We start from the raw sequence: 15,925 nt of genomic DNA, 5'->3' as shown, positions 1-15,925 counted from the left end.
CCTGAGAAGTTGGCGCCGGAGTCGCGTTTCAGGTGGGCCAGGAAGTAGCGTCCGGATTCTGCGGAGAAGTGCTGTCGTCGGGCTGTACTGATATGCGGTTCACGACGGCGATGACTCCTTCTGTTCGAGAGGTGAGGGCGAGGGCAATACGGATCAGGCTCCGATGCGGCAGCCGGCCAGCCAGGACGACAACTCCGTCGAGCACGTGGATCTGGACGGCGTCGGCCTGAACGCGCAGAACACCGTTGAGTACGTCGTCCCGGATCCGGTGCTCCACCTCGGCGTCAGGACGGAGGAAGAAGCCCAGGAGATCACGTCTGGTCACCATGCCGACCAAGCGTTCCTCGTCGTCGAGGACGGGGAGCCGCTCGCAGCCACGACGGGTCATAAGCCGGGCTGCTTCCGCCACCGTCTGCTCCGCGTAGACGGTGACAGCCGGAAACGACATCATTCTGCCGACCGTGGAGGCCGGCCTGCTGAGCAGGTCACTCGCCGAAACCATCCCCACGACGTGATCGTCCTCACCCACCACCGGGACGCCGTTGATGGCGTGCCGGGCGAGCAGCCCGGCCACTTCCGCTGAGGGCGTCGTGTACTCGACCGTGACCACTTCGTCCGTCATCAGGTCACCTACACGGAGATGCCGCATCCTGCTGCGCCTCCACTTCTCCTCACGGCGCGGAGCGCTTCCGGTATCACCTTCGGACACCCGCTGTACCAAGGGCAGGGGCCGAACGGTCCCGTCCAGAGGCCGATCGGATCCACATGCACGCTCCCCGCGGGGGCGACTCCCGGGATGGGCCCTTTGGGCCCCGGCTTGCCCCCTGCGGCCCCTTTCGAGAAGAAGGCCGAGTGGCAAGGTGGAACTGCGCCACCGTATTCGGTGCGCAAAGCACCCTCCGGGGAGGCTCCGGGCGGCGCCCATTGCCGGGGAGACGAGCATCGGAGCACGCTATGAACAGCGCAGAGATTCGTCAGGAGATCGTGGTGGGTGTCGACCCTCGTGGTGACTGGCACCCGGCCGTCGCCTGGGGTGCCGACGAGGCTCGCCTCCGTGGACTCCACCTCCGCCTCGCCCTCTCGGTCCCTCCCCGGCACGACACCCAGCACGTCGACGACGCCCCGCACCACGGGAGACTCGAGCAGGACGGCCGACGAACCCTGGAGGCCGCGATCTCGTGGGCGCATGCACGATGGCCCGAAACCGAGATCACCGGTTCGCTCCTCGACGGTTTTCCAGGGCGGCAACTGGCGCTTCTGTCCCGCCAGGTGCGCCTGGTGGTGCTGGGCTCGCGGCACCTGCACCGTGTCGAGGAGATTCTCAGTTCCGGCTCGGTGGCCATTCCCGTCACCGCTCAGGCACGCTGCCCGGTGGTCGTCGTGGGTCATCCCGAGGGGGGCGGTCAGGATCGGCCCTGTCTCGTGGTGGGCGTCGACGGCAGCGCGCCTTCCAAAGCCGCGCTGGCTCTGGCCTTCGAGGAAGCGGATCTCCGAGGCTGCGCGGTGCACGCCATAGCTGTCTGGCAGCCGCCGGTCTTCTCCCTCCGTACCGGCGACACTCTGTTCCACAACCAGCGCCGCCTCCTGCACGAGACGGTCGCGGGGTGGGAGAAGAAGTACCCCGATGTTCGGCTGCACCATGAGATGCAGATCGGCTCCCCGGTAGAAGTCCTGGCCGAAGCGGGGGAGCACACTCTGGGCATCGTGGTGGGCCGGCGGGGTGAGGGCGGGTACACGGGGATGAGGGTCGGATCCGTCGTGCACGGTCTCCTTCACCGGGCCCACTGTCCCGTCATCACGGTCCCCGCCCTGTGAGCCGATCGTGATGTTTCCTGCAGAGAGGGAGACAGGCGCCGGCCTTCGCCGTCGGACGCCGGGACTCACCCACGACGAGGCTGCCCGTCGACTCGCCGAGGTGGGACGGAACGAAGTCGCCGTCCGGAAGACGCGCCCGCTGTACTCGAGAGTGCTCGCGCAGCTCAGGGATCCGCTGATGATGGTGCTGATCGCAGCCGTCGTCCTCACCCTGGCGATCGGTGATCACGCCGATTCCGTGGTCATCGGACTCGTCATCGTGGTCAACACCACCGTGGGTATCGCTCAGGAGATAAGAGCCGACAACGCCGTGGCGGCTCTGTCGGCGCTCTCCGCGCCCCACGCCCGGGTCCGCAGAGAAGATGCGGACCGTGACGTCCCGGCCGCCACCGTCGTGCCCGGAGATGTTCTCCTCCTGGCAGAGGGGGACATCGTCGCTGCCGACGCCGCGATCGACGAAGCAGCCGCGCTGTTGGTAGACGAATCCATGCTCACCGGAGAGTCCGTACCCGTGGACAAGGACGCGACCACGTCGCTGCACGCCGGAACGGTCGTCGTCCGTGGCAGGGGGGTCGCGACCGTCACCGCCACCGGAAGAGCCGCCGCCCTCGGCCGGATCGCCGCCCTTCTCGACGACCATCGTCGGCCCACGCCTCTTCAGCTGCGGCTCGCCTCCCTGGGACGTGTGCTCGCGGCTGTCACGCTGGTCCTGTGTGCACTGGTTCTGGCGCAGGGACTCGTACGGGGGCTGCCCGCGGGAACCATGGCAGTGACCGCCATCAGTCTCGCTGTTGCCGCGGTGCCGGAATCACTTCCCGCCGTCGTCACTCTTGCCCTGGCCCTTGGCGCCCGGCGTATGGCAGCCCGCCACGCGCTGGTGCGTCGGCTACCCGCAGTGGAGACGCTCGGTTCGGTATCTGTGCTCGCTACCGACAAGACCGGCACGCTGACCGAGGGGCGCATGGTCGTGCAGCACGTCTGGACCCCCCTGACCACCGTCGAACTCCAGGGGGTCGGCTACGAACCGGAGGGGGACGTTCTGAACAAGGGAAGGCCTGTGGGCCCCGCAGAACGGCATGAGGTACAGGAAGTGCTCACAGCGACGGCCCTATGCAACGACGCCGCCCTACGACCCCCGCCTTCCGCGTCACCCGACAGCCGCTGGGAGGCCATCGGCGACCCCATGGAGGGCGCTCTCCTCACGGCAGCCATTAAAGTAGGGTGCCCGGATCTCACGGAGCTGGCATCCACCCACCCCAGAATCGCAGAAGCACCGTTCGACAGCCTCCGCAGGAGGATGACCACCGTGCATGCACTGCCTTTCGGTGGCGTCCTGGTATGCCTGAAGGGCGCTCCCGAGGCCGTCCTTGCTGCGACGGTCCTCACCGACTCCCCGGAGACGCTACGTCTCGCTCGTGCGGAAGCGGCACGGCTCGCGGCGGTCGGCTACCGTGTGCTGGCAGTCGCATCGGGCCTGCGTCAGGAGACGCCCCGACCGGCCGCAGCCGGGGAGTCGGGCCTGAGGCTGCTGGGCCTTGTGGCATTGAGCGACCCACCCAAACCACACGCGGCTGACACGCTGGCTTCGTGCAGAGCGGCGGGCATCACACCGATACTTGTCACCGGTGACCATCCCGCCACCGCGAGCGCCGTGGCCGACCACGTCGAACTGCTCGGACCGAACACCACCGCCGACCACGTCGTCACCGGAAAGGAGGTGGCCGCGGGCCGCGTTCCCGACCTCACGGCGGTGCGGGTGTTCGCCAGGACGGATCCGCAACAGAAGCTCGACATCGTGGCCGCTTGGCGCGCCCGCGGTGCGATCACCGCGATGACCGGCGACGGCGTGAACGACGGCCCGGCACTTCACCAAGCTGACATCGGCATCGCCATGGGCGGCCGGGGCACGGAAGTCGCCCGCCAAGCGGCGGACCTGGTGCTCACGGACGACGAACTGTCGACCGTGGTCGCCGCGATCGAAGAGGGACGCAGGGTCTTCGACAACATCCGGCGCTTCCTCGTCTACGGGATGGCGGGCGGTGCGGCGGAGATTCTCGTCATGCTGATCGGCCCGCTGCTGGGCCTCCCTCTGCCCCTACGCGCCGGACAGATCCTCTGGATCAATCTCCTGACCCACGGGCTGACCGGCGTGGCCATGGGAGCGGAGCCGGCTTCCCCAGGTGTAATGCGTCGCCCTCCGCGTCGCGCGGATCAGCACATTCTGGGAGGGGGTGCCTGGCAACAGTTGTTGCTGACAGCAGCTGTCGTCACAGTGGTCAGTCTCAGTGCCGGACTGATAGCTCAGGCATGGGACGAGCCGTGGCAGAGCGTGCTCTTCCTGGCCCTGCTCGCCGCCCAGCTGGGAATAGTCCTTGGCCTCCAGGATCGGCCGATGACGTTGGACAACCCGTTCCTTCTGGCCTCCGTCCTGGCCTCAGCCCTGCTGGCGGCGGCTGCTCTCTACTTCCCGCCGCTGGGTGCCGTACTGGACACCCAGCCCTTGGGGTGGAGGGCCGCCGGCCTGGCCACTGCCTGCGCCCCGGCCGGATTCCTTGCGGCCAGGCTCGCACGTGCCACCTTCCGTCCCGGGAATCCTCGTCACCTCCACGAGCGCGGAGCCTCCCTGGCCCGACATGAGGCGAACGAGTCCGAGCGTTAGATTGGAACTGCATCGGGTTCACGTGCGTGAGTGGCTCTCGCAGCCGTCGGAGGTGCTCCATGGGCGGTGTCGGTAACGACGATCACCGGCTCCCGCGGCTGAGACTCGACGAACTGCTCGACGAGCTTCAGGTGCACATCGACCAGGTCCGGGGCGCCCGGGATCGGTTGAACGGCCTGCTCGACGCAGTCATGGCGGTGGGGCGAGAACTTGCCCTGCCCCAGGTGTTGCGTGACATCATCGAATCCGCGGTCTCCCTCGTCGACGCCGAATACGGAGCCCTCGGAGTGGTGGGCAGCGACCAGAAACTCGCCGAGTTCCTTCCGATCGGCATCGACGAGGAGAAGCGGCAACAGATCGGCGGCCTCCCCACAGGACACGGACTCCTGGGCGAGCTGATCAGACACCCGGAACCTCTGAGATTGCCCGAGCTCTCCGACCATCCGGCCTCGGCGGGATTCCCCCCCACCATCCGCCGATGCACTCCTTCCTGGGAGTGCCCATCCGCGTGCGCGACGAAGTGTTCGGCAATCTCTATCTCACGGAGAAGCGTGGGGCAGAAGATTTCGACGCGGAGGACGAAGCCGTAGTCTCGACCCTGGCCGTCGCAGCCGGGATAGCCATCGAGAACGCCCGCCTCTACGAAGAGAGACGAATCAGAGAGCGATGGCTCACCGCCAGTTCCGAACTCACCCGTGCCTTGCTCTCCGGTGAGTCCGAGTCGCAGGTTCTCGAAGACATGCTGGAACAGGCTGTCGACATAGCGAGGGCGGACCTTGGAGTCTTCTACCTCATCGGCACGGACGGCGAGATGACCGGGTCACTGGCTCTCGGGGAGAAGGCCGAGCGCCATCGGAGCGTGACCCTCCCCAGCAACCGGGGCACGCTTGCCGCAGTAGCGCTTGCTGAAGACGGCATGGTCACGGTGGCGGATGTCAGCAGCGACCCACGGGTGCAGGTACAGCGCGAGCGGTGGGAGGGTTTCGGGCCCGCAGTGGCTGTCACGCTGGGGACGAAAGAACGGCTGAACGGAGTCATGATCCTCGCGCGCGTCCGGAACAGGGCGGCGTTCATGAGCGCGGAGATCACTGCACTGCCCGGATTTGCCGGGCAGGCAGCCTTGGCGCTCGAACTGGCCGACCACCGCAGCGACTCCGAGCGGATGAGCCTGCTGGCCGACCGTGAGCGGATCGCCCGAGATCTGCACGACTTGGCCATTCAACGGCTGTTCGCCACCGGAATGACGCTGCAGAGCGCCCGCCCCTTGGTGGAGCACCCGGAAGCAGCCGAGCGACTAGGCCGTGCCATTGATGATCTAGACACCACCATCAAGATCATCCGTACCACCATTTTCGGCCTCAGAGAGCACGAGACACCAGGCCAGGGCTCGAAACTCCGTTCCCGAGTAGTCCAGGCGGTGGACGCTGCCACTCCCGCGCTCGGATTCACGCCCGCCCTCCGCATGGAGGGGCTGATCGACACCGATGTCCCCCGGGTGGTGGCCGATCACGCGGTCGCGGTTGTCGGGGAAGCTCTCAGCAATGTCGCCCGACACGCACGTGCCCATCGGGCCGAGGTCTCAGTCATCGCCGACGACGGCGTTCTCACCGTGACGACGAGCGATGACGGGGCCGGTCTCCGGGGGCCCGAAGGCAGTAGGCGCGGCGGCATTCGCAACCTCACAGAACGGGCCGAGCGGCTGGGAGGCACCCTGTCACTCCGCCCGAAGCCACCTCCACGCCGAGGCACAGTGCTGGAGTGGCGGGTACCTATTGCCCCGGCCGGACCTGACCGATTCTCGAAGTGAGCACAGTTACTGCTCGCGCTGCTGATGCTCCCGGACCTCTGCCGCAATGACAGCTGCCTGCACCCGGCGCTCGACCCCGAGCTTCCCGAGCAGGCGGGAAATATGGTTCTTGACGGTCTTCTCCGACAGATAAAGCCGCTTGGCGATCTGCCGGTTGGTCAGTCCCTCGCCGATGAGATCGAGAACGGAACGCTCGCGCTCGGAGAGGATCGCGAGCCTCTCGTCCTCCGGCGACGAATCGGCCTCGGCCTCGCGCAGGGACCGCATGAGCCTGGCCGTGGTCGACGGGTCGAGCATCGACCGCCCCGATGCCACCGTACGTACGGCCGATACCAGGTCCGAACCGTTGATCTGCTTGAGCACGTATCCGGCCGCGCCCGCCATGATGGCGTCGAGAAGAGCGTCCTCATCGTCGAACGAGGTGAGTATCAGGCACGCGAGGTCGGGCATGCGTGATCGCAGTTCCCGGCAGACAGTAATGCCGTTCCCCTCGGGCAGCCTGACATCGAGCACCGCTACGTCGGGTCGCAGCGCCGGCCCGCGGGCCAGGGCTTGATCAGCCGTCGATGCCTCGCCGACGACGACGAGATCCTGCTCGGCCTCCAGCAGATCCCGTATTCCGCGGCGAACGACCTCGTGATCGTCCAGCAGAAAAATGCGCGTCACGGCGGTGCCGGTGTCAGTCGGTGTGTCACCCATCTGCGGTCCTTGCTATCGGATGCGTCTGCTAAGGCCCCTCCTGTGCATTGTCCCAGGGGGGGCGGTCCCGGTTCATGTGATGGACCGGCCCTTCGCGGTCACACAACCGAGCAGGGGATGCGTCTACCCAAGATCCATTCGTACGTCCACCACTCCTTCGACCGCCCGAATGGCGTTGGCCAGGATCGGCACCATGGAACGGTCTGCCAAAGAGCCCTTCAGAGTGGCCACGCCCTCCTCCACTGTGACGTCGAGATCCGACGGTAGTGAGATCAGTTTGAGTACCTCACTCCTGATTTCGGCGAGGAGGTCCTCATCCGATCTGAGGAAGACCTTGAGCAAATCGCCTCGGCTGACAACTCCTTCCAACATGCCTTCGGAGTTGACCACGGGGAGACGTTTGACGTGTTTGCGCGCCATGATACGGGCTGCCTCGGCGATCGGGGCGTCCGGATGCACGGTGACGGCCGGACTGGACATGAGGTCCTCCACCAGCACCGCAGCAGCCTTGAAAGCTTCCTCGAGTTCCGCGGCGGCAGGCGGACCATCCTCGCGAAACGCTTCCTTGGGAAGCAGATCCGCTTCCGAGACCACTCCGACGACACGTCCTTCGCCCGCGAGCACCGGCAGCGCACTGACCTTCGATTCCGCCATGATCTCCACCACCTGTCGGTAAGAGGCATGGCTGCCGACTGCGACGGGGGTGTGGGACATGACGGCACTGACTGTATGCGGAGTGATAGCCACGATGACCTCCTCCTGGTCACTATCCAGTCTCTGCTGTCCCCGCAGTGCGCGGCAGGGGCCGATCGGCCCCTGCCGCGCACCAGTCGGCTGCGGCCTGACTCCGATTTCGGGGACGGGGGCGTTTTCCCTTTTTCCGAAGCATCACGCGGGGGTACGTCGACTTTCGGGGGTCGACCTTGGGGCAGGATCACCCGTCAGGGGTGATCCTGTGCTGTTGGCGAGGCAGAGAGGCGGGATTCGGGAACATTCGCTTATCGGGGCGCGGACGAGATGAAGAGACATGAGATGAGCGAAGAGACCTTCGGATGCGGCCGGGGCGGCACCTCGTCAGAGCCAGTCCCCGATGCTGCGCATTGTTCTCGCAGAAGGGCAGCGGTAATAGCGGTTGCGCGTGCTGTGTCCGTCGCTGGTGGGCTTGTCACCGCCTACTACCTTCTGCCTCTGGACGAGCGACTCACGACTGGTACGGCGGTGTTATTGGTGTCTGGCCTGCTCGTCGTCTTGCTAGTCTTCTGTTGGGAGGTGCGGGCTATCACGCGTTCCCCTTTCCCACGTCTGAGAGCTGTGGAGGGTCTGGCTGCGACACTGGTGCTTTTCCTGGTCCTCTTCGCCGTCTCCTACTACCTGCTGGAGCGCTCCGAGCCCGGATCATTCAGCGAGGCGCTGAACAGGACAGACGCGCTATACTTCACCCTGACTACGTTCGCCACTGTCGGCTTCGGCGACATCACGGCACGCTCCCAGACGGGGCGGGTTTTTACGATGGCACAGATGGCAGGGGGACTGCTGCTCGTCGGTGTCGCCGCCCGGGTGCTGACGAGCGCCGTGCAGGCGGGGTTGAACCGCCAGCACCGGGAGCCGATGGATCCGGCTCGCGCCAGAACTGTGCCAGGGGAAAATCCGGAGGCCTGACCGCGATGGTACCCGTGGCTTCAACCATGGCTTGAGGCGGAGGCGCCGCATGCGGCGGCGGGGAACGCTCCGTTACCTGCGCTGTACCAAAATGCCAACTATCTCGCTGATTCGTATGCCCACCGCAGGGCAGGGCGCCATGATCGACCTGAATGGGCTCGGGGGGCGAGGTCGCCGCCCGCTGGCGAGAGAACCCGGCGCAGGCCGTCGCGCTGGTGCGGGAGCTGACGGCCGGCGGCGAGCTGACCGTCGAAGAGGTCCTCGACCAGGCAGTGGACGCCGCGATGGTGTGCGGGCTGCTGGCGCTGGCCCGTACCGCTGCCGCGTCCGATCCGAGCACAGCGGCCGAGCTGTGCCTGACCGCCGCACCCCACCTCGTACTCGCGGTCACCCTGGCCGCGCCGACCTCGACTGAGTGAACCGCTCCCGCCGCCCGTGATGGCGGGGGCAGTTGGGCGGGTTGAGCCGTCCATGAAACGAAAGATCACCTTCACCACCGCTGTGACTGTGGCCGCTGTCCTGGCCCCGGCGGTTCCCGCCTCCGCGGTGTCGGCTGCGCCGGCCGCCGCACGGTACGTCGACACCCGGGTCCGTGACTGCGCGGGGCCGGGGCCAGGGTGTCGCCCCGGCGCGGTGGTTCACCACTGGCACAAGCGCGGCGCCGCGGCGAGGGGGTGGGCTGGGTCTACGCCTCCCGCGAAGGTGTCCGCTCCGGCACCGCCCGCTGGACGCTCAAGAAGCCCGGCGGCGCATGGAAGGTGGGCGGGGGCTGGAAGCGGGCGTCCCGTGTCGGCAGCCACGTCGAAACGTCCTGGGGGAAGGACGGCCGCACGGGGCCGAAGTACCCGCGCAGAACCCGGATTTGTGTCGAGTTCCGGGGCCTGACGACGAAGGCGTGCGTCACCCTCAAGTGACTGACCGCCCGTGGTGAGCGGGCGGGCGTGAGATGAGAGCCGCCCGCACCCTCGGGGCCCCGGCCGGGGTTAACCGGTCATGACGACGATTTCCCACCTGCCCGTCCCCGCCGATCCGCCGTACGAGCCGTGGGAGGGGGAGGCCGAAGCGCTCGCCGCGGCGGCCGCGTCCGGGCGCCGGGCGGCGGCATGGGTTCGCTCCCTGCCCGGCCCGCAGGCGCCCACCCCGCTGAGCGTCTGGTTCGCCCGGCACCTGCCCGAGGCGGTGGAGAGCGTGATGCGCGCCCTCGATCCGCAGGACTGCGACCGTATGGACCCGGACGGCAGGCCGGTCCAGGGTGCCGCGGGCGCGGACCTTGAGGCGATGGAGAGTCTGTCCGCCGTGCCCCGGGTGGTCACCGAGGCGCACTGGCTGACCCTGGACCAGCAGGTCCGGCTCCTGGTGGTGGCCTCCGCCGTCACCGGCGCCGTGCAGCTGCTCACCAACGATCCCGGCACCGCCATCCTCTACGGCCTCCTCGCCCGGCAGTGCGCCCTCCTCGACCACGCCGCCCGCCCGGACGGCGCCCCGTGGGCACCGTCCGGGGCTCCCTGACCCCGAACCCTGCAAGGGAGGCCGCTCCGTGGGCCGGCCCCCTGTTTGGTGCGTGGTGGTGCTGGAGGGGCCCGCGAGTCACCGTCCGGAGCTGACGGACATGCACGTTGACCTGTCGTAATGAAGGTTGAGTGGTTCTCAGAGAAAGTTGAGCGGCTGCTTCTGACGGATTCGGTCCTTGTGTCTGGGGTGCGCTCCGACACTCGCCCGCCCGGGCCCGGCACCCCCGGCCGGGCCTCTGCCGTCTGCCGGGCCCCCGGGTCCGCCAACGCCGCCTGGGGCATCGCGGACGCGGGTATCGGCATCCCCGCCCCGGAGGTCCACCGCGGCGACTGCTGGGCCCGGGGCGCGGCCCTGCGGCCGGTCAGCGCGAGGGAGTCTCGCGCCGAGCTGGCCGAGGGCGTCCAGGCGTGCGAGGTGTGCCGCCCGGACCGCGTGCTCACGCCGTGACGAGCTGTCAGTCCCGCAGGGCAGACTGTCGCTCATGACAGAGGCCGGGCTCGATGCCGCCGCCCGCTCCCTGCGGGCCTGGCTCAACCAGCAGCATTTCAGTGACCTGTCCGCCGCCGAGGTGACCGCCTTCTTCACCGACTCGGTGGCCGACTGGGCGACCGGCCACGGGTATGACGTCCGGCGGGAGGTGCCGCTGCCCGCCGCCACCCGGCAGCACCGGATCGGGCATCTCGACCTGCAACTGCACCACCGGTCGGGCAGGGGGCGGCCGATCAGTATCGAGGTGGACCGGGGCACGAAGCGGTGGTCGCTGGAGAAGCTCGTCCAGGCGGCCGAACTTGGCCATCTGGCGCTGTGGCTCCGGTGGTGCCCCGGCCTCGTCGCCCTGCCGATCCCGCCCACGGTCCGGCTCATCCGGGCCCAGGTGCTCAGGCGCACCACGCTCGCGCGGACGAAGGTCCACTCACTCCAGCCGGACAACTGCGGGTAGCGGCGAGGGCACCTGGCCCCAGGGGCGGTTCACGACCGAGACCCGGTCAACTGGGCACTGGGCCCGGCCGCGCCGGATAGGGTCTGGGGCAGACCGCGCCGTATGGGTGTGCGGGACAGGTCCGGGTCCCCGGAGTACGGCCCGGGCCCCTGGTGCCGGCGGCGGCCCTGCCCCGGCACCAGGCTTCTTGCCAAGGGCCCTGAGATTGCCCCGAAAAACACGAACTCCCGTCGTCTGATGGGCTCTAAGCTCATTTGTGTGACTACGAGATGGCGGCGGTTCACGGATCGCCTCGCAGGCAAGACCGAGCCCGAAGTGCTCTTCGAAGGGCTTCCCGATCACCTCCAGGTGCCGGTGAGACGGTGGGTCGGGGACGTCGGTCGGCAATTCGACGTGGTGGAAGAGATCTGCCTACGTCTTCGCCTGCCATCCACGGTGCTCAGCAGCGACAGACCTCTGTTCGCGCTGACGCAGGTGCAGTCCGAGGACGAGATGCTGTTCATCGAGATTGTGGACGCAGCACTCGCCATTCTCTTCAGAGAGGACCCGTCCCCACACAAGCTAGGGGCGTTCATGCGGTCGAGGCTTGGTGCCGTTCTGATCATGGGCGGTTCGGCGTACACCATCACCCCGGACGGGGACGGGTTGTGCCTGCGGGTCGAGGAGACTCTCCGCCGAACGCTGGACGAGGCGATCCAGGCTGCCGAAGAGCTTCAGAAGGACGCGGGCGCCCACCTTAGAGAAGCCTTCGTCGCCGCGTACGGCATCAAGCCGGACCCGAGCGTCGCGTACTCCCAGGCCGTGAAGGCGGTGGAGGCGGTGGCGAACCCGGTCTTCCTGCCGAAGGAGCTGGAGCCGACCTTGGGCAAGGTGCGCTCCACCCTGGACCAGGGTCGGAAGAAGTACGTGATGGCGGTGAGCGACCGTGCCGGCGCACCCGCGGGCATCGATGCGGCTGTGGAACTCCTTAACTTGCTCTGGCATGGCCAGCGGGACAGGCACGCGGGCGGGCCCACGAGCGCTCCGGTGTCGCAGGAGGCGGCCGAGACCGCTGTGCATGCCGCTGCCCTGCTCGTGCACTGGGTCTCGAAAGGCTACGTACGCAAGAAGTAGCCGACTGATCGTCCCTGAAGCAACTCGTGCCCCCGGGCGGCGGGGCCGGGGGCACGGGACGGCGGGGTGCATGGCTGAATGTCAGGTGGTGGCCCAGTCGGCGCCGAGCGCGGCGAGCTGCTCGCGCTGGCCGGTCGTCAGTTTGGCGCGGCGGGCCTTGCTGTTGGACAGGAAAATACCGGCCTTGACCTCGTGTTCCTGGCCGTCGATGAGAACGGTCTCGGTGTGCTGGCGGGGGATTTTCAGGTGTCCTTCCCGGGCGGCGTACTGGGTGAGCGCGGCAATCCCCCGCTCGAACGCAGAAACTTTCACCGCCGGGGTCGTCACCGGGGCGGCCGGGGCCGGGGGTGTGAGGCCGAGGGCTTCCAGGCGGGTGCGTTGCTCGGGGATCAGGTCCGCCCACACGGTGGGGTCGGTCTGTCGGGTGAGCCAGGCGCCGACGTCGAGCCCGTTCACGGTGATGCCGGGCAGGACGTCGGCCGCGCGCATCGCGCCCTGTTCCTCGGCCAGGAGGTCGCGGGCGGCGGCGTAGTGGCGCTGCCAGTCCGCCGGCCAGGCGGGGTTCCATTCCGGGTCGATCGCCTCCAGCGCCCGGCGCCGCTCGTCGGCCCGTGCGGGGTCAGCGCCGAGGCTGCGGCGGTAGTTGGCGAGGGCCTGGCCGATGCGTACGCCGTCGATGGCGAGGGAGCGGGGCAGGGCGAGTGTTCCGTAGGTCTCGAAGGCGGTCCGGGCGGCGGTGAGGACCCGCCAGAAGTCGGCGTCCGCGACGGACCAGACCATGCCGATCTCGGCCAGGAGGTCATACCGCCACGGCCGCAGCACCCCGGCCTTGAACGCTTGGCGCTGCCGGGCCACCCAGGGGCCCAGCCCGAAAGTGCTGCCGTCGCCCAGCTCGACGGTGGTCTCACCGGGGACCTGCGCGTGGCCGTGCTCGCGGACCCAGGTGCGCAGCGCCTGGTACCCGGTGAGCCAGATCTCGGAGTCCGGGCGCAGGACACGGGTCCGCAGGAAGAGCGCGACGGATTCGGGGTCGCGGGGGAGGGAGAACCGCAGCAGCGGCGTCGTGCTGCTCGCGCTGCCCGGGGCCGCGTCGGTCTCCTCGCCGCCTTGGTCCTCGCCGCCCTGGTCGGCGGTGACGGGCTCCTCGTCGGCGGCGCCCGCCCGGTCGTCCTGGTCCTGGTCCTGGTCGTCGGTGTCGTCGAGGGGGGTGTGCTGCGGATCGAGGGCGAGTACGGAGGTGACGTCTCCGCGTGCGGTGGTGGTGGGCAGGGCCATGCGCTCGATGACCCGGTCATCGTGGGCGCGCAGGCCCTGGAGGATCGCGACCAGGCCCCGGTAGCTGGAGGAGGCCATCATGTCGCCGGGGTCCTCCCCGGGCTCCAGGAAGACCGGCACCACGATCCGGCTGACCTTGCCTTCGCCGGGTTCCTGGCGCAGGGCCCGCCCGATGATCTGGACGATTTCCACCGGGGAGGAGCGGGTGTCGGCGAAGACGACCGCGCCGACGCCGCGCTTACCGCGGATGTCGACGCCCTCTCCGAGGACCCGGCAGGATGCCAGGAAGGACAGCTCACTGACCCACCCCTCGGCGTCGAGGCCGTCCGCGTAGCGGGTGAGGACCTCGCGGCGGTGAGCGGCCGGGTGCTCCCCGGACAGCCAGTCGGAGCCGATGCGGGCCGGGTAGGCGACAGGATCGGCCGCATGCAGCCTCGCGGCCGTCTCCGGCATCGCACGGGCGAAGCTCATCGCCTCCAGCGTGCGCGAGTGGAAGGTCATGTAGCTGCGGGTGCCGGTCTCATCGGCGTGCGTGAGGAGCGCGGCCTGGAGGGCGGCGAGCCGCCGGCCGCGCCGCTCCTCGTCGGTGGCCTTCTCGCTGAGCGGGGAGGGGTCGTGGATCTCCAGCACGTCGATCTCGAACCGCGCGAGAATGCCCCGCTCCACCGCCTCCATCAGCGCGATCTCGTGGAGGACGGGGCCGTACAGGTCGGTGTCGTCCATCGAGGCGACGAGTCGCCCGCCCAGCGCCTCAGCCCCGCCGGGTGCGGTGGCGGCCGGGGCGGTGTCCTCCTCGTCCTCGGGCGTGTCCGCGGCGGGGCCGGGGGCCCACAGGCGCGGGGTCGCGGTCATGTACAGCCGCCGCGCGGCCGGGATGCGCGCCTGGTCGTGAACGGCCGCCCATGCCTTCGTGCCGACTCCCGAGGTCCGGTGCGCCTCGTCCACCACTACCAGGTCGAAGGACGCCATCTGCTGCCCGAACTGGCCGCGCAGCGCCAGCTCCAGCACCCCGGCGGACTCGTCGTCGGCACCCTGGTCATCGGCCATTCCCTGTCCGGCGAGCGAGGCGTAGGTGGCGAACACCAGCATCGGGCCGGTCGACGCCCACAGGGCGAGCTGGGTCGGGTTGGTGGTGCACCGCACCCCCAGCGCCTCCAGCAGCGGGTCCGCGCCCAGCGAGCACACCGCGACGGCCGGGCCCTGGTGCCCGGCTGTGCGCCACGCTTCGACCGTCTGCGTCAGCAGGTCCAGCGTCGGGACGAGCACGCCGATCACCCCGTTCGGGCACAGGCGCAGGGCGGCGACGGCCGCTGCGATGGTCTTGCCCGTGCCGGTGGCCATGTGGACCTGGCCCCGCAGCCCGCCCACGGGTACTGCTCCGTCCAGAGGCAGGGACAGTCCCCGCACGGTCGTCTCCACCGCCTCGACCTGGTGGGGCCGGAGAGTGATCCCGCCCGGGTTCGCCTGTGCTGTCTGCTGCATGCTCCTATGCTCCTCGCTACGCGGCGACCAATGCGTGTGTAACTGCTGAACAATGTAGCACCAAATGCTGGGTAAGTGTGGTACGGTTTTTTCATGAGTGAAGGTATCAGCGTCGAATCGCTGCTCGAAGAGGCCAGGCTCGCCAAGGCGATGCCGTCCCCGAAAGAGCGGCTGCGGCTGCGCGAGGCAGCCGGACTGACCCGCGACCAGGTCGCCGCCGCGGTCGGCGTCTCCCGCGGCACCGTCCAGAACTGGGAGCGAGAGGGAGGATCCACCCCCACCCCGCCCGCCCGCCTGCCCTACCTGCAACTGCTGGAGGGTCTGGCCCAGCTCCACCCCGCCCCCGCACCTGCCGCCCAGGGCCCGGACCCAGTCGCGGAGTTGCTGGCGGGCGCCGCGTCCTCCGCCACCCCGCCCCCGCCCACCCCGGCGCCTGCGACACCCGCCCCGCCCGTTCCGGCGGCGTTCACCAGCCTGGAGACGCTGCGCGGTTCGGACGGACTCGCCATCGAGGGCGACCCCGGCCCGTGCGTGCGCTGCGGCGTCGAAACCACCTACCAGTCCACCGACGGCCGCCCGCTGCACGCCGGGGCCCTGTGCCAGCCCGCCCCCACCGCCCCGGCCCCGGCAGCCCCGGCCTCGGCAGCCCCTGCCTCGGTGGCACCGGTCCCGGCCCGGGTGCCGACCCGCCCGCAGCGCCGCTCGAAGTCGGCCGAGCGCGCGGAGGCGGACCTTATGGGCCTGATCCGGGGCGCGGTCGAGCAGGAGGCCGAGCGCGCCGGCGGGGACGAGGAAGCCGCGCTGGCCGCATTGGTCAAGCGGGCGATTCCCGACGTGATGCACCTGTTCAACGAAACCCGCGCCACCGCCCGCTACGAATACACCGCCTACCCGGCGCTGCCGGACATCCTGCACAAGCCCAGCAAGCGCGAGCCGGACCAGATCTGGGAGGCCCGCCCCGCCT

The 15,925-nt window shown here is 69.0% G+C and carries 14 protein-coding genes and 1 pseudogene; 11 read left to right on the top strand and 4 right to left on the bottom strand.

Annotation, left to right across the window (positions count from 1 at the left end):
- Positions 1-28 precede the first annotated feature (28 nt).
- Complete coding sequence (locus AMK24_RS30795) at positions 29-622, bottom strand: CBS domain-containing protein (RefSeq protein WP_242435332.1); 594 nt, start codon at positions 620-622, stop codon at positions 29-31.
- Positions 623-954: 332 nt separating this feature from the next.
- On the opposite strand from AMK24_RS30795, the gene AMK24_RS30790 reads away from it, so the two are divergent.
- From AMK24_RS30790 to AMK24_RS30780, 3 genes and pseudogenes are all read left to right on the top strand, one after another.
- Entirely contained in the window at positions 955-1,815 is an 861-nt protein-coding gene (locus AMK24_RS30790; protein ID WP_073772183.1) for a universal stress protein, read from the top strand.
- Between the two features lie 10 nt (positions 1,816-1,825).
- Positions 1,826-4,474 carry a cation-translocating P-type ATPase gene (locus AMK24_RS30785; protein ID WP_073772182.1) on the top strand — a complete coding sequence of 883 codons (2,649 nt, stop codon included), beginning with the start codon at positions 1,826-1,828 and terminating at the stop codon, positions 4,472-4,474.
- A gap of 59 nt (positions 4,475-4,533) precedes the next feature.
- Positions 4,534-6,281: pseudogene (locus AMK24_RS30780) on the top strand (GAF domain-containing protein).
- A gap of 6 nt (positions 6,282-6,287) precedes the next feature.
- Here the strand turns inward: AMK24_RS30780 and AMK24_RS30775 are convergent.
- Both AMK24_RS30775 and AMK24_RS30770 read right to left on the bottom strand, forming a co-directional pair.
- On the bottom strand, positions 6,288-6,980 hold the full coding sequence (locus AMK24_RS30775) for a response regulator (protein ID WP_073772181.1): 693 nt from the start codon (positions 6,978-6,980) through the stop codon (positions 6,288-6,290).
- A 123-nt stretch (positions 6,981-7,103) separates the two neighbouring features.
- Positions 7,104-7,727 carry a CBS domain-containing protein gene (locus tag AMK24_RS30770; RefSeq protein WP_079190723.1) on the bottom strand — a complete coding sequence of 208 codons (624 nt, stop codon included), beginning with the start codon at positions 7,725-7,727 and terminating at the stop codon, positions 7,104-7,106.
- A gap of 285 nt (positions 7,728-8,012) precedes the next feature.
- Here AMK24_RS30770 and AMK24_RS30765 point away from each other — a divergent pair, with 285 nt between their 5' ends.
- The 7 genes from AMK24_RS30765 to AMK24_RS30735 all read left to right on the top strand — a co-directional run bounded on the left by AMK24_RS30765 (position 8,013) and on the right by AMK24_RS30735 (position 12,204).
- A complete protein-coding gene (locus AMK24_RS30765; RefSeq protein ID WP_242435331.1) occupies positions 8,013-8,639 on the top strand; it encodes a potassium channel family protein in 627 nt (208 codons plus the stop codon).
- A 152-nt stretch (positions 8,640-8,791) separates the two neighbouring features.
- The gene (locus AMK24_RS30760) at positions 8,792-9,058 is read left to right on the top strand and encodes a hypothetical protein (RefSeq protein ID WP_073772180.1); all 267 of its coding nucleotides are present in this window, start codon (positions 8,792-8,794) and stop codon (positions 9,056-9,058) included.
- Positions 9,059-9,313: 255 nt separating this feature from the next.
- Positions 9,314-9,553: a hypothetical protein gene (locus AMK24_RS35030; protein ID WP_242435330.1), complete on the top strand. Its 240-nt coding sequence runs from the start codon at positions 9,314-9,316 to the stop codon at positions 9,551-9,553.
- Positions 9,554-9,632: 79 nt separating this feature from the next.
- A complete protein-coding gene (locus tag AMK24_RS35025) occupies positions 9,633-10,148 on the top strand; it encodes a hypothetical protein (protein WP_242435329.1) in 516 nt (171 codons plus the stop codon).
- A 189-nt stretch (positions 10,149-10,337) separates the two neighbouring features.
- Positions 10,338-10,598: a DUF6233 domain-containing protein gene (locus AMK24_RS30745; RefSeq protein WP_143203756.1), complete on the top strand. Its 261-nt coding sequence runs from the start codon at positions 10,338-10,340 to the stop codon at positions 10,596-10,598.
- A gap of 34 nt (positions 10,599-10,632) precedes the next feature.
- Positions 10,633-11,091 carry a hypothetical protein gene (locus tag AMK24_RS30740; RefSeq protein ID WP_073772178.1) on the top strand — a complete coding sequence of 153 codons (459 nt, stop codon included), beginning with the start codon at positions 10,633-10,635 and terminating at the stop codon, positions 11,089-11,091.
- Between the two features lie 258 nt (positions 11,092-11,349).
- Positions 11,350-12,204, top strand: coding sequence for a hypothetical protein (locus AMK24_RS30735; protein WP_143203755.1), 855 nt, complete (start codon positions 11,350-11,352; stop codon positions 12,202-12,204).
- Positions 12,205-12,285: 81 nt separating this feature from the next.
- On the opposite strand, the gene AMK24_RS30730 is transcribed toward AMK24_RS30735, so the two are convergent.
- A complete protein-coding gene (locus AMK24_RS30730; protein WP_073772176.1) occupies positions 12,286-14,961 on the bottom strand; it encodes a DEAD/DEAH box helicase in 2,676 nt (891 codons plus the stop codon).
- Positions 14,962-15,054: 93 nt separating this feature from the next.
- Here AMK24_RS30730 and AMK24_RS30725 point away from each other — a divergent pair.
- On the top strand, positions 15,055-15,925 hold an 871-nt coding region (locus AMK24_RS30725; RefSeq protein WP_143203760.1), incomplete at its 3' end, for a helix-turn-helix domain-containing protein.

Source organism: Streptomyces sp. CB02366 (assembly GCF_001905905.1).
In the GTDB taxonomy this organism is placed as follows: Bacteria; Actinomycetota; Actinomycetes; order Streptomycetales; family Streptomycetaceae; genus Streptomyces.
This window is presented reverse-complemented; position numbering and strand designations above follow the sequence as displayed.

What these genes read in the sequence shown, in the direction of transcription:
- AMK24_RS30740 (WP_073772178.1), top strand. Translation starts at nt 10,633, where the DNA reads ATGACAGAGGCCGGGCTCGATGCCGCCGCCCGCTCCCTGCGGGCCTGG.
- AMK24_RS30785 (WP_073772182.1), top strand. Translation starts at nt 1,826, where the DNA reads ATGTTTCCTGCAGAGAGGGAGACAGGCGCCGGCCTTCGCCGTCGGACG.
- AMK24_RS30795 (WP_242435332.1), bottom strand. Translation starts at nt 622, where the DNA reads ATGACGGACGAAGTGGTCACGGTCGAGTACACGACGCCCTCAGCGGAA.
- AMK24_RS30775 (WP_073772181.1), bottom strand. Translation starts at nt 6,980, where the DNA reads ATGGGTGACACACCGACTGACACCGGCACCGCCGTGACGCGCATTTTT.
- AMK24_RS35025 (WP_242435329.1), top strand. Translation starts at nt 9,633, where the DNA reads ATGACGACGATTTCCCACCTGCCCGTCCCCGCCGATCCGCCGTACGAG.
- AMK24_RS30760 (WP_073772180.1), top strand. Translation starts at nt 8,792, where the DNA reads ATGGGCTCGGGGGGCGAGGTCGCCGCCCGCTGGCGAGAGAACCCGGCG.
- AMK24_RS30730 (WP_073772176.1), bottom strand. Translation starts at nt 14,961, where the DNA reads ATGCAGCAGACAGCACAGGCGAACCCGGGCGGGATCACTCTCCGGCCC.
- AMK24_RS30765 (WP_242435331.1), top strand. Translation starts at nt 8,013, where the DNA reads ATGAGCGAAGAGACCTTCGGATGCGGCCGGGGCGGCACCTCGTCAGAG.
- AMK24_RS30790 (WP_073772183.1), top strand. Translation starts at nt 955, where the DNA reads ATGAACAGCGCAGAGATTCGTCAGGAGATCGTGGTGGGTGTCGACCCT.